This window comes from Streptomyces sp. RB17, assembly GCF_009604455.1.
GTDB lineage: Bacteria > Actinomycetota > Actinomycetes > Streptomycetales > Streptomycetaceae > Streptomyces.
Genome location: NZ_WEGL01000002.1, coordinates 1139970 through 1156622, shown reverse-complemented (window position 1 = coordinate 1156622; position 16653 = coordinate 1139970). Strand labels below are relative to the sequence as shown.

The 16653-nt window shown below is 71.1% G+C and carries 18 protein-coding genes; 3 read left to right on the top strand and 15 right to left on the bottom strand.

Features of this window, described 5'->3' with window-relative positions; translation table 11 throughout:
* Positions 1 to 17: 17 nt before the first annotated feature.
* The 9 genes from SRB17_RS12235 to SRB17_RS12195 all read right to left on the bottom strand — a co-directional run bounded on the left by SRB17_RS12235 (position 18) and on the right by SRB17_RS12195 (position 7078).
* Positions 18 to 755, bottom strand: coding sequence for a DUF1345 domain-containing protein (locus tag SRB17_RS12235; RefSeq protein ID WP_153537575.1), 738 nt, complete (start codon positions 753 to 755; stop codon positions 18 to 20).
* A gap of 178 nt (positions 756 to 933) precedes the next feature.
* Complete coding sequence (locus SRB17_RS12230) at positions 934 to 1599, bottom strand: acetate uptake transporter (RefSeq protein ID WP_153537573.1); 666 nt, start codon at positions 1597 to 1599, stop codon at positions 934 to 936.
* A gap of 150 nt (positions 1600 to 1749) precedes the next feature.
* A complete protein-coding gene (locus tag SRB17_RS12225; protein ID WP_153537571.1) occupies positions 1750 to 3201 on the bottom strand; it encodes a purine-cytosine permease family protein in 1452 nt (483 codons plus the stop codon).
* A 145-nt stretch (positions 3202 to 3346) separates the two neighbouring features.
* Entirely contained in the window at positions 3347 to 4243 is an 897-nt protein-coding gene (locus SRB17_RS12220) for a polysaccharide deacetylase family protein (protein ID WP_153537569.1), read from the bottom strand.
* 229 nt (positions 4244 to 4472) lie between these two features.
* Entirely contained in the window at positions 4473 to 4595 is a 123-nt protein-coding gene (gene ykgO / locus SRB17_RS12215) for a type B 50S ribosomal protein L36 (RefSeq protein ID WP_153537567.1), read from the bottom strand.
* A 34-nt stretch (positions 4596 to 4629) separates the two neighbouring features.
* Positions 4630 to 4890: a type B 50S ribosomal protein L31 gene (locus SRB17_RS12210; protein ID WP_153537565.1), complete on the bottom strand. Its 261-nt coding sequence runs from the start codon at positions 4888 to 4890 to the stop codon at positions 4630 to 4632.
* Between the two features lie 47 nt (positions 4891 to 4937).
* On the bottom strand, positions 4938 to 5102 hold the full coding sequence (gene rpmG / locus SRB17_RS12205) for a 50S ribosomal protein L33 (RefSeq protein ID WP_153537563.1): 165 nt from the start codon (positions 5100 to 5102) through the stop codon (positions 4938 to 4940).
* Positions 5103 to 5339: 237 nt separating this feature from the next.
* Positions 5340 to 6161, bottom strand: coding sequence for an ABC transporter permease (locus SRB17_RS12200; protein ID WP_153537561.1), 822 nt, complete (start codon positions 6159 to 6161; stop codon positions 5340 to 5342).
* A complete protein-coding gene (locus SRB17_RS12195; protein WP_323375333.1) occupies positions 6158 to 7078 on the bottom strand; it encodes an ATP-binding cassette domain-containing protein in 921 nt (306 codons plus the stop codon). The genes SRB17_RS12200 and SRB17_RS12195 overlap by 4 nt, the downstream gene beginning before the upstream one ends.
* A 133-nt stretch (positions 7079 to 7211) precedes the next feature.
* Between SRB17_RS12195 and SRB17_RS12190 the strand changes: the two genes are divergently transcribed.
* Both SRB17_RS12190 and SRB17_RS12185 read left to right on the top strand, forming a co-directional pair.
* Positions 7212 to 8462: a sensor histidine kinase gene (locus tag SRB17_RS12190; RefSeq protein WP_153537559.1), complete on the top strand. Its 1251-nt coding sequence runs from the start codon at positions 7212 to 7214 to the stop codon at positions 8460 to 8462.
* Positions 8459 to 9121, top strand: a complete 663-nt coding sequence (locus SRB17_RS12185; protein ID WP_153537557.1) for a response regulator — start codon at positions 8459 to 8461, stop codon at positions 9119 to 9121. Before SRB17_RS12190 ends, SRB17_RS12185 begins: the two co-directional genes overlap by 4 nt.
* 175 nt (positions 9122 to 9296) lie before the next feature.
* Here the strand turns inward: SRB17_RS12185 and SRB17_RS12180 are convergent, their stop codons facing one another.
* Entirely contained in the window at positions 9297 to 10082 is a 786-nt protein-coding gene (locus SRB17_RS12180) for a helix-turn-helix transcriptional regulator (RefSeq protein ID WP_323375331.1), read from the bottom strand.
* 85 nt (positions 10083 to 10167) lie between these two features.
* Between SRB17_RS12180 and SRB17_RS12175 the strand changes: the two genes are divergently transcribed.
* The gene (locus SRB17_RS12175) at positions 10168 to 11019 is read left to right on the top strand and encodes a sulfite exporter TauE/SafE family protein (RefSeq protein WP_323375330.1); all 852 of its coding nucleotides are present in this window, start codon (positions 10168 to 10170) and stop codon (positions 11017 to 11019) included.
* 31 nt (positions 11020 to 11050) lie between these two features.
* Here SRB17_RS12175 and SRB17_RS12170 read toward each other — a convergent pair whose 3' ends face one another.
* The 5 genes from SRB17_RS12170 to argG all read right to left on the bottom strand — a co-directional run bounded on the left by SRB17_RS12170 (position 11051) and on the right by argG (position 16459).
* On the bottom strand, positions 11051 to 12127 hold the full coding sequence (locus SRB17_RS12170; protein WP_153537551.1) for a fatty acid desaturase family protein: 1077 nt from the start codon (positions 12125 to 12127) through the stop codon (positions 11051 to 11053).
* A 177-nt stretch (positions 12128 to 12304) separates the two neighbouring features.
* The gene (gap, locus tag SRB17_RS12165) at positions 12305 to 13303 is read right to left on the bottom strand and encodes a type I glyceraldehyde-3-phosphate dehydrogenase (protein WP_153537549.1); all 999 of its coding nucleotides are present in this window, start codon (positions 13301 to 13303) and stop codon (positions 12305 to 12307) included.
* Positions 13304 to 13414: 111 nt separating this feature from the next.
* Positions 13415 to 14371: a GlxA family transcriptional regulator gene (locus tag SRB17_RS12160; RefSeq protein WP_323375329.1), complete on the bottom strand. Its 957-nt coding sequence runs from the start codon at positions 14369 to 14371 to the stop codon at positions 13415 to 13417.
* A gap of 120 nt (positions 14372 to 14491) precedes the next feature.
* Positions 14492 to 14821 (bottom strand): GNAT family N-acetyltransferase, encoded by a 330-nt coding sequence (locus SRB17_RS12155; protein WP_153537545.1) that lies wholly within the window; start codon positions 14819 to 14821, stop codon positions 14492 to 14494.
* A gap of 189 nt (positions 14822 to 15010) precedes the next feature.
* On the bottom strand, positions 15011 to 16459 hold the full coding sequence (gene argG / locus SRB17_RS12150) for an argininosuccinate synthase (RefSeq protein ID WP_153537542.1): 1449 nt from the start codon (positions 16457 to 16459) through the stop codon (positions 15011 to 15013).
* Positions 16460 to 16653: the final 194 nt, after the last annotated feature.

Below are 16653 nucleotides of genomic sequence, written 5' to 3'. Positions count from 1 at the left end.
CTGCGCGTGCGTTCCGGCTACTTCAGGATATTGACCGCCCGGGCGACCACGAGGACCACGGTCACCAGGGACACCGACGACTGCAGCATCATCAGCATCTTCGACCAGCGGGACAGCGGCATGACGTCGGTCGGGCTGAAGGCGGTGGCGTTGGTGAAGGAGAGGTAGAGGTAGTCCAGGAACGCCGGTTCCCAGTCCGGCGGGGCCAGCTCCGGGCTCTGCATCTGCACGAAGAGGAAGTCGGGGAACTGGTGCTGTCCCCGGACCCGGGCCATGGGGCCGCCCCGGTCCGACTCCCAGTACCACAGGGCGAACACGATGACGTTCGTCACCCAGATGACACCACCGGTCAGCAGGAGGGGGACGGCATTGTCGCCGCCTTTGCCGTTCACCAGGTCGCCCACGAGCCGGACCGCAGCCCAGCCGTTGGCCAGGCTGATGATGCCGGTCAGGGCCAGGCCCAGGTACCGCAGCAGGCGGGTACGGGGCTCCACGCGCCGAGGATTGCCCGCGATCAGTCCGGCCAGCAGCAGCAACTCCAGCGCGGGAAGAGCCCAGACCGTGCGCAGGAGGATGAGCCGGTGCGGCAGGGTCAGCTGCAGGGCGACGGCCGCCAGGATCACCGCCGTCACCGTCCAGCGTGGCTCACCGCGGGTCGCGCGGCGCCAGGCGGGGACCAGTTCGCGTTCTCCGCTCTCCAGCAGCCGCTCGATCCTGGCCAGTCGGCTCCGGGCGTCAGCCATGTCGTCGTTCATGACGAGGATTGTCCCGGCCGGGTGGGTGGCGGCCGGAGCCGGGACTCCGGTGAGGCGGTCGGGCAGGGTGTGGAGCGTGCCCGACCATCGAGGGAGCGGCCGGCAGCAGGTCGGGCGGATGCGCCTCGGCCCGAGCGGGGTGCCGCCGAAGCGGACCCGCTGCCGTCCCGCGGGGGCGTCAGGCGGGCCGCTCGTCCCCTGCCGGTCGGGCCACACCGGGCCGGCGCTCGCCCACGGGCAGCAGGGTGCGGCGGTGAGTGTCGTTGATCATGGTCGCCGCCGCCGTGTACCAGGCGGCGAGCCCGGTGAGGATGCCGAACCATCCGCCCACCTGGGTCATGGCGTGCGGCTGCGGGCCGGTCTGGAAGGCACCGATGGCCAGGAAGAGGTAGGTGAGCGTGAGCAGGGCGAGCATCGCCAGCACACCGAGGTTGACCCGCAGCGCGGCCACGGCCATGAAGGCGGTGAAGATCGCCCACCCGAGCAGGAACAGACCGAGCGCGTTGTGCGTGTTGCCGGCGAACGCCAGGCGCGGCGCGATCCACCAGTAGGACAGCCAGAAGGCGCCGTACGAGCAGAACGTCGTCGCGCCGAAGGTATTGCCGCGGCGGAACTCGAACAGGCCCGCCGCGAACTGGGCGACGCCGCCATAGAACGCGGCCAGCCCCAGTACCGGCACGATGGCGCCGGCCTCCTTCAGCAGATCGGTGTTGACGATCGAGAGCATCAACGTGGTCAGGGCGAAACCGGCCAGGCCCAGCGGGGCCGGATCGCCCCGTGCCTCCGGGCGCGGGCCCACCGCAGGTGGCTGCTCGGGATGAAGGCTCCTCGTGTCCTCGTTCATGACCGGCATCCCTTCGACCGGAGTCGCCTGTGCCTACCCTTACGAAAAGTACCCATTTGTCGTAATTGGTAGACGTGTCTCCGGTCGTTCGTCTGCCTCGGACCGCTTGTGGTCGCCCCGCGCCCGCCGCTGCTCCGGCGTCTGCCCCGGTCAGGGCTCGCGGTGCTCGTGGGCCGCCTGTTCCAGCGCCTGCGCCTCGGCCTGGGCGATGCGGGTCTCGGCGGCCACGTCGATCGAGCGGGTCAGCCACCAGTACAGCAGCGCGGAGACCGGGAGGCCGATGAACAGCGAGATGTCGGCTCCGTCCAGCGCCTTGGCGGCGGGGCCCACGTACAGGGTGCCGACGGAGAAGAACGGGATCATGACGGCGAAGCCGACCAGGTAGGAGATGATGCCGTGCCAGCCCCAACGGCCGTAGATGCCGCGCGGGTTGAAGATCTCCGCGATAGCGTAGTGGCCGCGGCGCACGATGTAGTAGTCCATGAGGTTCACGGCGGTCCACGGGATGAACAGGTAGAGCACGAGCAGCAGGAAGTTGTTGAAGTTCTCGAGGAAGTTCGCGGTGGCGGCCAGTGCGCCGACCAGGGACAGCGCCGCGGTCAGGCCGATGGTCAGCAGGCGCACGGCCAGGGTCGGTCGTACCCGCTTGAAGGAGTCGATGCCGCTGATGAGGGTGAGCGAGCCGCCGTACATGTTCAGCGCGGTGACGGACACCAGGCCCAGGGCGGCGAAGAGCAGCACGATCGCGCCGAAGCCGTCGAACACCTTGTCGCCGGCCGCGTTGATCGACTTGATGGTCTCGAAGTCCTTGCCCGCCCAGGCGGCGAGCAGCGTGCCGAGCACCATCAGCCAGATGCCGCCCAGCGCGGAGCCGAAGTAGGTCCAGTAGAAGGTCTTGCGGACCGTCACGTTCGGCGGGAGATAGCGCGAGTAGTCGGAGACGTAGATGGCCCAGCTGATCTGATAGCCGGCGACGACGCCGAACTGCGCCAGGAACGGCGTCCACTTGAAGGCGCCGAGGTCGAAGGAGCCCGCCGGATAGTGCAGGGTGACGAGGACGCCGACGGTGAAGATCCCGAAGACGACCAGGAAGGTGTACGTGAGGATCCGCTCGGCCTTGTGGATGATGTCGTAACCCACCAGCGCGATGACGAGCGCGACCACGGTGACCACGACCACCCACAGTTTGACACTGCCGTGCAGGGTGGTGTGCAGGGAGTCGGCGGCGAGGATGCTGTTGAAGACGTTGAAGCCCGCGTACTGCACATACGCGAAGAGCCACACCAGGAGGGCGCCGACGTAACCGAACTGGGGGCGCGACTGGATCATCTGCGGCAGGCCCAGCTGCGGTCCCTGTGCCGAGTGGAAGGCCATGAAGAAGGTGCCGATGACGGTGCCGGCGACGATGGCCAGCAGGGACCAGATCAGGTTGCCGCCCCCGGTGATGCTGATGAGGCCCACGGCCAGGGTCGCGATCTGGGCGTTGGACATGAACCACAGCGGGCCCAGATGCCAGAGCTTGCCGTGCCGCTCGTCCAGGGGGACATAGTCGATGGACCGGACCTCAAGGCCGGACACCCTCGGCTCGGCTGATGTGCTCATGACGCCTCCCGGCGGCCGATCTTCCTGTGGGACACATTGTGATCCGAAGGGGGCCGTGGTGACGAGTGGTGCGTCGCGCACACGCTGTGCGATGACCGCTCACGTTCGGTGCTTGGCGCTGCTCCGCTGCGATCTGTGGCACATGTCAGGCGTGGTGCAGGGCGTCCGAGAGGCGGACGAAGCGGTGGCCCCGTGCCAGCAGGTGCGGGACGGCGCTCGCGATGCCCCGCGCGGTGCCGCCCTCGGGGTGGTTCATGTGGCACAGGACGATGGAACCGGCCCGAGCCGAGGCGACGGTCGTGTGCACCTGCTCGGCGGTGAAGGTGGCGCCACCGTCACCGTTGACGGAGAAGCTGACGAAGCGCTCCCCGAGGTCGGTGACGATACGGGCCGCGACATCGTCGCAGTACGCGGTGCCGGACCGGAAGAAGCGCGGCGGGGTGCCCAGCAGGCCGGTCAGCTTGGCCCGGTTGCCGGCGATCTCGTCGTACACCTCGCCCGCGCCACGGGTACCGGGAATGCCATACGCGGAGCGGCCGGTGACGGACAGCGGGCGGTGCCGGGTGCCGTGGTTGGCGATCTCGAACAGCGGGTCGGCGGCCAGCCGGTGGAACTCCGCCGGGTTGGCGTCGATCCAGCGGGAATTGATGAACAGCGTCGCCGGAATGCGCCGTGCGCGCAGGATATCGACAAGGGCCCGGTCGTACCCGCTGCCGCCCGGGCCGCCGCATGCGTCGAAGGTCAGCGCGATGTCGCGTGCCGTGTCGGGCAGGGAGTGCACCACGCCCGGGGCGTCGAAGCCCCAGGTGTGCGGCACGCTGCGCCCGTAGCGGGCCACGATCTCCGCCCGGGTGACGGGAGGCCGCGTGGTGGAGGCCGTGACCGGGGCGACGGCACTGGTGGTGGGCGAGTCTGCCGCGGCTGTCCCCGGCGGAGGGGAGGACGCGGCCCCGGAGGCGCCGCCGCCGTTGTTCGGGCCCGCGCAACCGGCGAGCAGCCCTCCCGCCATGGCGGCCAGCACCGCACGGCGACCAGCCGTCATCCGCTCTCCCACGCCTGATCGAAGGCCGTCACCTCTGACAGCCACGCATGACGGCAACCGTATGCAGCGGACCGTCGGCGGCCGTGAAGACGGCGGTAAGAGATCATCCAGAATCGGGCGCGAGGTTGGGTCGGCGATGCAGAAGGTGGTTCAGGTCGTGTGGGAGTCATCGCACACAGCCCGACCCTGCGCGGGGCAGAGCCGGGCCATGTCGTCGCCGCACAGCCGGTCAGCCCTGGCGTGCCTTGAAGCGGGGGTTCTTCTTGTTCACGACGAAGACCACCCCGCGGCGGCGCACCAGCTGGGCGCCGGGCTTGGACTTCAGTGACCGGAGGGACTTGCGGACCTTCATGGCTGGTTCTCCTCGTGCTCAGGGCACACGGCGGTCAGCCGCGGGGCGCGGCAGGACGGCCGTAACGGCGCTGGAAGCGTTCGATGCGGCCGGCGGTGTCGACGACCCGCGCGGTGCCGGTGTAGAAGGGATGGCTGGCCGACGAGGTCTCCACGTCGATCAGCGGGTAGGCGGTGCCGTCCTCCCAGACGATCGTCTTCGACGCGGTGGCGGTCGACCGGGTCAGGACGAGGGTGTCGGCGGCCCGGTCGCGGAAGACGACGAGCCGGGATTCGGGATGGATGCCTGGCCTCATGGGTGTGCCTCCTTGTGGCCGTCGACCCGAGAGGGCGGCGGCGTGCTTCAGCGTTCCTCGCGGAAGGTGACGTGCCGACCGGCGACCGGGTCGTACTTGCGCAGGACGAGCCGGTCGGGGTCGCTCAGACGGTTCTTGCGTGTCACATAGGTGACGCCGGTGCCCGCCGTCGACTTCAGTCTGACGACGGGACGTACGGTGCTGCGTGCCATGAGAATCTCCCTTCACCCACACCTCGGATTGTCCCGAGCATGTCAGCAATGGCTTCAACAGTGCCGGGCGCTCCGACATTCCCGGTGCTGTCGTACGGCCGCCTCCAGGCCATGCGAGCGGCTCGGACGTGGTCGGACAAACCACGCGGGGCTCGCAGGCATTCCCGCGGCTCAGGGTGGGCCGCGGCGAGCCCCTCGCACGGGCTCTCCTCCCCCGTGGGACACCCGTGGGACGGGTCACACATCCCGCCTCCTGACGGCCAGCACGGCGACGGCGATCGCGATCAGGGGCCACAGCCCGTACACCGTCCAGGCACCGGGGACCGTGGCGCTGAACTTGCGGGAGTCGGGATCCGGTGCCCAGTTCTGGACCAGGCGCTGCCAGGCGGCGACGACCATGGTGTGGTTGACGTCGGCGGACCACCGCTTGCTCTGCGAGAAGACGGTGGGCAGCATCAGCAGCGTGAAGGCACAGGTGGCCATGGTCGCGGCCCCGTGCCGGATGAGGACACCCAGACCGAGCCCCGTCAGAGCGCACACGGGGGCCAGCAGCGCGGAGGCCACGAGCGCCCTCGGCACACCCGGGTGCGTGATCGGCACCCCCGCGTGCCGCCCGTTCAGGATGACCTGGGAGACGAGGAAGGCACCGGTGGAGACGGCCGTACCCACGGCGGTCCACAGCGCGGCGGTGACCGTCGCCTTGGCCAGGACCACCGAGCCGCGGGCGGGGACGGCCACGGTGGTGGTGCGGATCAGGCCGCTGCCGTACTCGCTCACCACCGTGATGGCGCCGACACCCCCGGCGACGAGCATCAGCGTCATGTAGCCGGGCTGCGGAAAGGCGTCGAAGGGCAGGAAGTCGGCGGGGCGGCGCGGGGCCGTGCCGGCGGCCGACAGGTTGCGGTAGTCCGCTCCTGCCGCCACGGCGGCGGAACCGATCACGAACAGGGCGGCGACCCCGATCGTCCACCAAGTGGAGTGCAGGGAGCGGATTTTGATCCACTCGGCGGCGATCAGGTCGCCGAAGCGGACGGGTGGGAGCACGGTGTGTGTGGTCATCGGGGTTGTCCTGCCAGGTAGTCGACGCTGTCCGCGGTGAGTTCCATGAACGCCTCCTCCAGGGAGGCCGTGCCTGTGGTCAGCTCGTTCAGCGGCAGCCGGTGTTCCAGCGCGAGCGCCCCGATCCGGTCCGCCGGCAACCCGGTCACGGCGAGTCTCCCGGCGCCCGCCGGACCCTGCGGTTCCACCGATGCGCCGGCGGCGGTCAGGGCCGCCGCCAGCTCCGCGGCCCGCGGGCTGGCGACCAGGACACCGGGGCGCGTGCCGCGGGCCGCGAAGTCCTCCAGCGACTCTGCGGCGATCAGCCGGCCCCGGCCGATGACGACGAGTTGGTCGGCGGTGTTCTCCATCTCCGACATCAGGTGGCTGGAGAGGAAGACCGTACGTCCCTCGGCGGCCAGTCGGCGAAAGAGGCGCCGCGCCCAGAGGACGCCCTCCGGGTCCATGCCGTTGATCGGCTCGTCGAACATCAGCACCGGCGGATCGCCGAGCAAGGCGGCGGCGATACCGAGCCGTTGCTTCATACCGAGCGAGAAGCCGCCGATGCGCCGCCGCGCGGCCTGAGCCAGCCCCACCTCCTCGAGGACGTTCGCCACCCGGCGCGGCGGGATGCCGTTGCTGCAGGCCAGGGCGGACAGATGGGCCGCCGCGCTGCGCCCGCCGTGGACGTGGCCGGCGTCCAGGAGCGCGCCGACGTGCCGCAGACCGCGCGGATGGCTGCGGAAGTCGACCCCGCTGACCGTCGTGGTGCCGCCGTCGGGTCTGTCGAGGCCGAGGACCATTCTCAGGGTCGTGGTCTTGCCGGCTCCGTTGGGTCCGAGGAAACCGGTGACCCGGCCCGGCCGCACGGTGAAGGTGAGACGGTCCACAGCTGTCCTGTCGCCGTGCCGTTTGGTGAGTTCGTTGACTTCGATCACGGCCACAACGGTGACCGGAGGGGCCAGGGCCGCACATGATGCCGTGGGCGTCAAAGACACGTGGCGGACTGGTCCGGGGGCGTACGACCCCGGGCCGATGCCCTGCCTTCCGGGGGCCGGTTAGTCTCACGGCATGACCGCCACCCACCAGCCGGCTGCCGACGGGCCCCATACCGTGCAACCCGTACCCCGGAAAGGCCCGTTGACGGTGACGCGAGCGGCGGCCACGGCCTGGGCGGGCGGCGTGCTGTACGTCGTCCTGCTGCTGATTCTGGTGGGGGGCGCGCCGCGGAACTCGGGCCCGCTTGTCGCCGTCGGCTCGCTGCCGGCCGTGAGTCTGCTCGTCGGTGTGCTGCGCCGGACACCGCTGACGGCCCTGGCCCTGACGCTGCTCGGCGCCACCGCCGTGGTGGTGGTCCCGATGCGCTCCACCTCGGCGAGCCTGACCTTGGCCTATCAGGGGCAGTTCCTGTCGTACCTGGCGGCGGACCTCGTCCTGGGATACATCGTCGCCACCTGCCGGCGCCTGGCCTCCGTCGTCGCCGTATCGCTCTCGTTCAGTCTGCAGTTCCTCACCATCGGCCTGTTCGCGCACGGCCCGGACTTCCTGATCGTCGACGCGGTGATCGGTGTTCTGGTGATGGCGGCGTCCTGCATGCTCGGGCTGCTGAGCCGAGAGCGCCGGGAGCACACGGTGGCGCTGCGGGCGCAGGAGGTGACCGAGGCGGTCACCGCCGAACGGCTGCGGATCGCAAGGGAGTTGCACGACGTGATCGCGCACTCCGTCGGCATCATCGCGATCCAGGCCGGAGTGGGCGGCAGGGTCATCCACACGCAACCCGACGCGGCCCGCGACGCCCTCCAGGCCATCGAGTCCACCAGCAGACAGACCCTGTCCGGCCTGCGGCGCACCCTGGTGGCGCTCCGTCAGGCCGAGCCGGAGACGGCAGCGGGAGGCGCGCCGCTCGGCCCCTCGCCGGGTCTCGCGGACATCGAACGGCTGGCGACGGCGACGGCGGACGCAGGCGTGCGCGTCGAGGTGCGCATCGACGGGGAACGGCGGCCCCTGCCGGCCGACGTCGATCTGTCGGCCTACCGGATCGTGCAGGAGGCGCTGACCAACGTGGTCCGCCATGCGGGCACCGGGCATTGCACGGTCGCCATCGACTACGGGAACGAGGAGTTGTCCGTGGAGGTCCTCGACGAGGGGCGGGGTGTCCCGGGGGACGGCACGGGCCACGGCTTCGGCCTCGTCGGCATGCGGGAGCGGGCCACCCTGCTGCACGGGGAGTTCAGCGCCGGCCCGCGACCCGAGGGCGGCTTCCGCGTGGTGGCCCGGCTGCCGCTGCCCGAACCCGTCGGGGCGACGGTGGAGACCCGATGAGCATCCGGATCGTCCTCGCCGACGACCAGCAACTGGTGCGGTCCGGCCTGCGGGTCCTCATGGCCGACCACCCCGACCTGGAGGTCGTCGGCGAGGCCGCCACCGGCGAGGAGGCCGTCCAGCAGGTCCGGGAGACCGCCCCCGACGTCGTGGTCATGGACATCCGCATGCCCGGCATGGACGGCATCGAGGCCACCCGCCGGATCACCGCGGGCCCCGCGTCGACCCGGGTGCTGATCCTCACCACGTTCGACGAGGACGACCATGTCCACGGCGCGCTCCGGGCCGGTGCCAGCGGCTTCGCCGTCAAGGACATGGCGCTGGACGACATCCTCGCCGCGATCCGCGTGGTCGCCGCCGGCGACGCGCTGCTCGCGCCGGGCGTGACACGCCGTCTGATCGCGGACTTCGTCGAACGCCGGACGGCCGCTCCGGAGCGCTCCACCCGACTGCTCGACGGCATCACCGAGCGGGAACGGGAAGTGCTCACCCTGGTCGGGCGCGGGCGGTCCAACACCGAGATCGCGCAGGACCTCTTCATCACGGTGGCCACCGCCAAGTCACATGTCTCCCGGCTGCTCACCAAACTCGGTGCCCGGGACCGGGTTCAGCTCGTGATCACCGCGTACGAGGCGGGGCTGGTCACGCCGTGGAGCTGAGCCTCGTACGACGATGTGCCCCGCCCTGGAAGTGCAGGTCCGTCAATCCCTGCCCTGGAACTCGCCGCGCGCTCTCGGTCACTCGTGTCACGGCTGCACGTCACGGTACGCCGCCGGTCGGCTGAGCTGCCGGCGACGCTTCGAACACCCCGAGGCCCCCGGTACGGCCTCACTGTCAGGACTGTTCGCGGCGGATCGCTCCGCTCGTGGTGAAGCGGGACGGAGGCATGCCGAACGCGCGAGTGAAGGCGGCGGTCAGTGCGGCGGGGGAGGCATAGCCGAGGCGGCCGGAGACCTCGGTGACGGACGATGTACGCAGCAGCGGCACCGCGGCGAGCAGGCGGGCGCGGGTGCGCCAGACCGCCGGGCTCTCCCCGGTCTCGGCGCGGAACCGCCGGGTGAAGGCCCGTTCGCTCATGGCCGTCCGTGCGGCCCATTCCGCGTTGGTGACCCCGGCGTCCGGGTCGGCCAGGTACGCACGGCAGATCGCCGCCAGGTCGGGAGCGGCGGGGATCGCCACATGGAACGGCAGCGGCGTGAGCGCGGCGATCTCGTGCAGGAGGAGCGCCACGACGCAGCCTTCGCGGCCTGCGAGGCCGTAGTCGGCCTGGAACTCGACGGCGGTCAGCAGCAGTTCGCGCAGCAGGGGCGGAACGTCCACGACCGTGCAGGTGCCGGGCCACCAGGGCACGGCATCCGGCTCGATGTACAGGCTGCGGGTGCTCACCTCCAGCATGCGGACCCGGTGCCGGGTGGTGGCCGGGATCAGCACGGCGCGCTCCGGCGGAACGGTCCAGGTGCCCTGGGGGGTGTCGACGACCATGACGCCGGTGGCGCCGTACAGGAACTGTGCGCGCCGGTGCTCGTGCCAGTCGAGGACCTGGCCGGGCGGGTAGTCGGTACCGAGGGGCAGGACGGCGCGGTCCACATGGTCGAGGTCGTCCAGGGAGACGTTCTTCACGCGGCCACTGTAGGTGGCCGAGTCTCGAAGGAATGGTGCCGGGCATCGCATGCGGGAAGCTGGTCGTGGCTGGTGGGGTGGCCTCGTGGACTTCTTGGCACTTCTCGGAATCGGACTCCTCACCGGGGCGACCACCGTGTTGTTCGGGTTCGGCGGCGGATTCGTCGCGGTCCCGGTGGTGGTGTGGGCGAACGCGGCCCTCGGCGCGGACGCCATGCGGGTGGCGACGGCCACCTCGGCCCTGGTCATGCTGGTGAACGCGGCGTTCGCCACGGCCGTCACGCCCCGGCGGGTCCTGGCCGCCCTGCGCGGCAGCGGCACGCTGCTGCTCCTGCTGGCGGCCGGCGCGGCGGGCGGTGCGCTCGCCACCCGCCACGCCCCGCCCGGTCAGGCCCGCTGGGGCTTCCTCGGGTACGTCGCTCTCACCATCGTCGATCTGCTCCTGCGCCCCGGTTTCCTGCGCTCGCGCGGACGGGGCGGAGAGAGCCTCGAGGGTGCGGGCGAGGAGACCCGCGAGGGAACGGTCAAGGAGACCTGCGAGGTGCCCCGTCCGCTGCCGGCCGTGCTCGGCGCGCCGATCGGAGCCGTGGCGGCCTTCCTCGGTGTGGGCGGCAGCGTCATGACCGTCCCGGCGCTGCGCCGCGCCGGACATCCGATGCGGGTGGCGACCGCGCTCGCCAATCCGCTCACCCTCGCCGTCGCGCTTCCCGCCACCGCGCTCTCCCTGGGCGGCGAAGCGGGCGTTCCCGCCGCGGACTCACATCCGCACCTGGTCGGGCTCGTCGACCTCCGCGCCGCCGGGGCGCTGCTCATCGGCGCCCTGCCCGTCATCGCGGTGCTACGGCGGCGCCCGCCCCGGATCCCTGACCGCGGCTACGCCTGGACCTACCTCGCGCTGCTCGGCGTGGTGGAGGTCGCGATGCTGCTCGCGGGCTGAGGCGGGCGCAGAGCCTGCGGGACCGCTGTCGTCAGGACGCCCTGCGCCGGCGCCTGATCGGTTCTCCGACCTGGTGCATATGGGTGAGGGCCTCGCGGTAGGACTGGAGCAGGCCGGTCTCGTGGTAGGGCACGCCGATCTCCGCGCAGTACGCGCGCACGATGACCTGGGCCCGCCGCAGATGGGGTGTGGGCATGCTCGGGAACAGGTGGTGCTCGATCTGGTAGTTGAGCCCGCCGAGCAGCACATCGGTCAGCCGGCCTCCGCGTACGTTGCGGGAGGTGAGGACCTGGCGGCGCAGGAAGTCCGGCCGTTCGTCGCCGCTGAAGGTGGGCATGCCCTTGTGGTTCGGTGCGAAGGTGCACCCGAGGTAGACACCGAACAGGCACTGGTGCACGAAGAGGAACGCGACCGCCTTGCCGGGCGAGAGCACCAGGAACAGCGCCGACGCATAGGCCGCGAGGTGAAGGAGGAGCAGGCCGCCTTCCAGGACCCGGTGCTTCATGGCGGGCGAACGCAGCGCCCGCACGCTCGAGACATGCAGGTTGAAGCCCTCCAGCGTCAGCAGGGGGAAGAACAGCCACGCCTGGTGTCCCCCGATGAGACGGGCGAGGCCACGGCTGTCGCGGGCCTGGGCAGTGGACCACACCAGGATGTCCGGGGAGACGTCCGGGTCGAGTTCCTCGTGGTTGGGGTTGGCGTGGTGGCGGGTGTGCTTGTTCATCCACCAGCCGTAGCTCATGCCGATGCCGAGATTGCCGAAGAGCCGGCCCCACGTCTCGCTCGGCCGACCGCGCCGGAAGACCTGGCGGTGTGCCAAGTCGTGGGCGACAAGGGCGACTTGACCGAACGCGAAGGCCAGGAAGGCCGCCACCGCCAGCTGCCACCAGGTGTCCCCGAGCACGAGGAAGGTGCCCCAGCCCGCCGCGAGCAGCGAGGTCACCAGAGCGAGTCGTGCCGTGTAGTAGCCGGGGCGCCGCTTCATCAGACCCGCCTCGGCGATACGCCGGGACAGCCGGGCGAAGTCGCTGCCGGATCCGGAACCGGCCGTGCGGGCACGGGCGGGTGACGCCTCGGCGGCGACCGAGGCATGAGTGGAGATCGTCATACCGTCGAGTCTGGGCGTGCCCGTTCGGCCGGAACAGCCGGTCAGTCACCGGACCGGATGGGGGGCTTTCCCTACGACGGTCCAGGGTGCTGCCACCACTCCAAGCCGCAGACCTTGTCCTTCTCGCACGAGATGGGGCACCGGGAGCGGACGGCACGGTCCGCTCCCGGCCTCCGGTCAGTGCCCGGCGAGGAGTTCGAGCGTGTCGATCACTCGGTGGGAGAAGCCCCACTCGTTGTCGTACCAGGCGACCACCTTGATGTGCCGGCCGTCGACGCGGGTCAGGGCCGAGTCGAAGATCGAGGAGGCCGGGTTGCCGGTGATGTCGGAGGACACGAGCGGGTCGTCCGAGTACTCCAGGATGCCGGCGAGCGGGCCCTCGGCCGCGGCGCGGTACGCGTCCAGGACGTCGTCGCGGGTCACGTCGCGTGCGACGGTCGTGTTGAGTTCGACGATCGAGCCGACCGGAACGGGCACGCGGATCGAGTCGCCCGACAACTTGCCGTGGAGGTTCGGCAGCACCAGGCCGATCGCCTTGGCCGCGCCTGTCGTGGTGGGCACGATGTTGACGGCGGCGGCGCGGGCACGGCGGGCGTCGCGGTGCGGGCCGTCCTGCAGGTTCTGCTCCTGCGTGTAGGCGTGCACGGTCGTCATGAATCCGTGCTCGATCCCGGCGAGTTCGTCCAGCACGGCGGCCAGCGGTGCGAGCGCGTTGGTGGTGCAGGAGGCGTTGGAGACGATCGCGTGCAGGTCCGGCTCGTACGCGCCGGTGTTGACCCCGTACGCGAGCGTGACGTCGGCGCCGTCGGACGGCGCGCTCACCAGCACCTTCCGCGCGCCGGCGTCGAGGTGTGCGCGGGCGGCCTTCGCCGAGGTGAAGCGGCCGGTCGCCTCCAGGACGATGTCCACACCGAGGTCGGCCCACGGCAGCTGGGACGGGTCGCGTTCGGCGAGGACGGTGATGCGCCGGCCGTCGACCACGAGGACGTCCCCGTCGACGGTCACGGGGCGGCCGAGCCGGCCTGCCGTGGTGTCGTAGGCGAGCAGCCGTGCGAGGGTGGCGGGCTCGGTCAGGTCGTTCACCGCGACGACGTCGAGGGCGCTGCCGCGTTCGAGCAGAGCGCGCAGTACGTTGCGTCCGATGCGGCCGAATCCGTTGATGGCGATGCGCGTCATGGGTGGTGTCCCTTCGGTTCCCCTCGGTTCCCGACCAGCGTCGCGTGCCGCGTCCGCGCGGGGCAGTGTCCGGAGCGCCATGGTTCGCAAGGATCGCGCCAGGCGCCCGGGCTATTCGCCCTGGGTGAAGGTGCGCCGGTATTCGCTCGGGGTGGTGCCGAGGATCTGCTGGAAGTGGGTCCGCAGATTCGTGCCGGTGCCGAGGCCGACGTCGGCGGCGATCTGCTCGATGCTGCGCTCGGAGCGTTCGAGCAGCTCCCGGGCCAGGTCGATGCGGGCCCGCATGACCCACTGCATGGGCGTGTATCCGGTGTCCTCGACGAAGCGCCGGGAGAGCGTGCGGGGCGAGACTGCGGCGTGCCGGGCGAGCACCGTGAGGGTGAGGGGCTCGCCGAGGCGGTGCAGCGCCCACTCGCGGGTCGCGGCGAATCGTTCACCGAGCGGTTCGGGCACGCTGCGCGGCACGTACTGTGCCTGGCCTCCGCTGCGGTAGGGGGCGGCGACCAGGCGCCGCGCCGCATGGTTGGACACGGCGACCCCGAGGTCCTTGCGCAGGATGTGGAGGCACAGGTCGATGCCGGAGGCGGCGCCGGCCGACGTCAGCACACTGCCCTCGTCGACGAAGAGCACGTTCTCGTCGACCCGGACCAGTGGGTGCTTCGCGGCGAGGGCCCGCGCGTAGTGCCAGTGCGTCGTCGCCCGCTTGCCGTCGAGCAGTCCCGTGGCCGCGAGCGCGAAGGCCCCCGTGGAGATGGCGGCGAGCCGGGTGCCGCGGGCGTGGGCGGCGAGGAGCGCGTCGACGACGGACCGGGGCGGATCCTCGCGGTCCGGAAACCGGTATCCGGGGATGAAGACGATGTCCGCCCACGCGAGCGCGTCGAGCCCATGGGCGACGTGGTACGACAGCCCGTCACCGCCCGCCACGAGCCCTGGCTGCGCCCCGCACACCCGGACCTCGTACGGCATGCTCGCCCGGGTCGTGAACACCTGCGCGGGGATCCCGACATCGAGCGGTTTGGCGCCTTCGAGAACCAGGACGGCGACGCGTTGCAGACGGGGGGACGGCACGGGACACAGGGTACGAGAGGCTCGGGAAACGCTGTCGGGGTCGACGGAGGAGAGGCGGAGTTCGAGTTCGAGCTCGTGGCGGATCGGGATGCCGTCCGTCCCGAGCCGCGGGATGGTCGGTTACAGCGCTCGTGACCGGGCCACGGCGTCCCGGTGGACGGCGACGAGGTCGACGCCGTAGCGCTGGTAGCACCGCAGGGCCCGTACGGTGTCGTTCGTGGTCACCGGCCAGAGCCGCCCGGAACCCGCGGTACGCGCCGCTCGCACCACGGCGTCGACGAGCGCGGTTCCCGCGCCGACTCCCTGCCGCACGGAGTCGAGCGTGACGATTTCGCACGCCGCCCCGTCCGTGCGGTAGGTCACCACTCCGACCGGCTCCCCGTGCACCCTCGCCACGAACCCCGGCAGGGCGGTCGGCCCCCCCGGCTCACCGAGACGGTCCCACCCCATCGGGCGGTGAACAGCTCACGCAGCCAGGCCGAGTCCCCTGCGGTGACCGGCTCCACGGCCGGCTCCGCCTCAGCGCGCTCGTCGACACCCATGCGCCCAGGGACTCGGACGGTCCGGGTACGACGGCGGGCCCCGCCGGAGGTGTACCGACGGGGCCCGCTGCCCAAGGGCGTGCGGCCGGTGAGCGGGTCAGTCCGTGCCGGACTCCATCGCGGCGCGGTCCAGGGCCTCGTCCTCCTCCGAGACCTCGCCGCGGGAGGCGATCGCCTCGGCGCCGCCCTGCGGCATGGCGCCGATCAGGCCGGTGGAGGCGGCCTGGGCCGCGCCGATCAGGGCCGGGTGCGCGGTGCCGACCATGCCGAGACCGGCGTACTGCTCCAGGCGCGCGCGGGAGTCGGCGATGTCCAGGTTACGCATGGTGAGCTGGCCGATCCGGTCCGACGGCCCGAACGCGGAGTCCTCGGTGCGCTCCATGGACAGCTTGTCCGGGTGGTAGCTGAACGCCGGGCCCGTGGTGTCGAGGATCGAGTAGTCCTCGCCGCGCCGCAGCCGCAGCGTCACCTCACCGGTGACCGCGGCGCCGACCCAGCGCTGCAGCGACTCGCGGATCATCAGCGCCTGCGGGTCCAGCCAGCGGCCCTCGTACATGAGGCGGCCGAGCTTGCGGCCCTCGGTGTGGTACTGGGCGAGGGTGTCCTCGTTGTGGATCGCGTTGACCAGCCGCTCGTACGCCGCGTGCAGCAGGGCCATGCCGGGGGCCTCGTAGATGCCGCGGCTCTTGGCCTCGATGATCCGGTTCTCGATCTGGTCCGACATGCCGAGGCCGTGCCGGCCGCCGATGGCGTTGGCCTCCATGACCAGCTCGACCGGGGAGGCGAACTCCTTGCCGTTGATCGTCACCGGGCGGCCCTGGTCGAAGCCGACCGTCACGTCCTCGGGGGCGATCTCGACCGACGGGTCCCAGAACCGCACGCCCATGATCGGCTCGACGGTCTCCACACCGGTGTCCAGGTGCTCCAGGGTCTTCGCCTCGTGGGTGGCGCCCCAGATGTTGGCGTCGGTCGAGTACGCCTTCTCCGTGCTGTCGCGATACGGCAGACCGTGCGCGAGCAGCCACTCGGACATCTCCTTGCGGCCGCCCAGCTCGGTCACGAAGTCGGAGTCCAGCCAGGGCTTGTAGATCCGCAGGTGCGGGTTGGCGAGCAGACCGTAGCGGTAGAACCGCTCGATGTCGTTGCCCTTGAAGGTGGAGCCGTCGCCCCAGATCTGCACGTCGTCCTCGAGCATCGCCCGCACCAGCAGGGTGCCGGTGACGGCGCGGCCGAGGGGCGTGGTGTTGAAGTACGCACGCCCGCCCGAGCGGATGTGGAACGCGCCGCACGAGAGCGCGGCCAGTCCCTCCTCGACCAGCGCCGCACGGCAGTCGACCAGGCGCGCGATCTCGGCACCGTAGGTCGTCGCACGGCCGGGTACCGAGGCGATGTCGGGCTCGTCGTACTGGCCGATGTCGGCGGTGTAGGTGCACGGGACGGCGCCCTTGTCGCGCATCCACGCGACGGCGACCGAGGTGTCGAGGCCGCCGGAGAAGGCGATGCCGACGCGCTCGCCGACCGGAAGGGAAGTGAGGACCTTGGACATAGGAAGAGTATGCATCATTACGCATGTCCATGCATAGCCCGACTCCCCGACCAACGTCTTGCGTCCCCTCCCGGCTCCTTCGCCCCGCCGGCCACCGACGCGGGCCGCACACCCGGGCAGGGCCTCGATGCCGGCGCCACCGCTCTGCGCAGTCGCGTGCTTCAGCAGTGGTGCCATCCCCCGCACGACCGCAC

What these genes read in the sequence shown, in the direction of transcription:
- SRB17_RS12235 (WP_153537575.1), bottom strand. Translation starts at nt 755, where the DNA reads ATGAACGACGACATGGCTGACGCCCGGAGCCGACTGGCCAGGATCGAG.
- SRB17_RS12230 (WP_153537573.1), bottom strand. Translation starts at nt 1,599, where the DNA reads ATGAACGAGGACACGAGGAGCCTTCATCCCGAGCAGCCACCTGCGGTG.
- SRB17_RS12225 (WP_153537571.1), bottom strand. Translation starts at nt 3,201, where the DNA reads ATGAGCACATCAGCCGAGCCGAGGGTGTCCGGCCTTGAGGTCCGGTCC.
- SRB17_RS12220 (WP_153537569.1), bottom strand. Translation starts at nt 4,243, where the DNA reads ATGACGGCTGGTCGCCGTGCGGTGCTGGCCGCCATGGCGGGAGGGCTG.
- ykgO (WP_153537567.1), bottom strand. Translation starts at nt 4,595, where the DNA reads ATGAAGGTCCGCAAGTCCCTCCGGTCACTGAAGTCCAAGCCCGGCGCC.
- SRB17_RS12210 (WP_153537565.1), bottom strand. Translation starts at nt 4,890, where the DNA reads ATGAGGCCAGGCATCCATCCCGAATCCCGGCTCGTCGTCTTCCGCGAC.
- rpmG (WP_153537563.1), bottom strand. Translation starts at nt 5,102, where the DNA reads ATGGCACGCAGCACCGTACGTCCCGTCGTCAGACTGAAGTCGACGGCG.
- SRB17_RS12200 (WP_153537561.1), bottom strand. Translation starts at nt 6,161, where the DNA reads ATGACCACACACACCGTGCTCCCACCCGTCCGCTTCGGCGACCTGATC.
- SRB17_RS12190 (WP_153537559.1), top strand. Translation starts at nt 7,212, where the DNA reads ATGACCGCCACCCACCAGCCGGCTGCCGACGGGCCCCATACCGTGCAA.
- SRB17_RS12185 (WP_153537557.1), top strand. Translation starts at nt 8,459, where the DNA reads ATGAGCATCCGGATCGTCCTCGCCGACGACCAGCAACTGGTGCGGTCC.
- SRB17_RS12170 (WP_153537551.1), bottom strand. Translation starts at nt 12,127, where the DNA reads ATGACGATCTCCACTCATGCCTCGGTCGCCGCCGAGGCGTCACCCGCC.
- gap (WP_153537549.1), bottom strand. Translation starts at nt 13,303, where the DNA reads ATGACGCGCATCGCCATCAACGGATTCGGCCGCATCGGACGCAACGTA.
- SRB17_RS12155 (WP_153537545.1), bottom strand. Translation starts at nt 14,821, where the DNA reads ATGGGGTGGGACCGTCTCGGTGAGCCGGGGGGGCCGACCGCCCTGCCG.
- argG (WP_153537542.1), bottom strand. Translation starts at nt 16,459, where the DNA reads ATGTCCAAGGTCCTCACTTCCCTTCCGGTCGGCGAGCGCGTCGGCATC.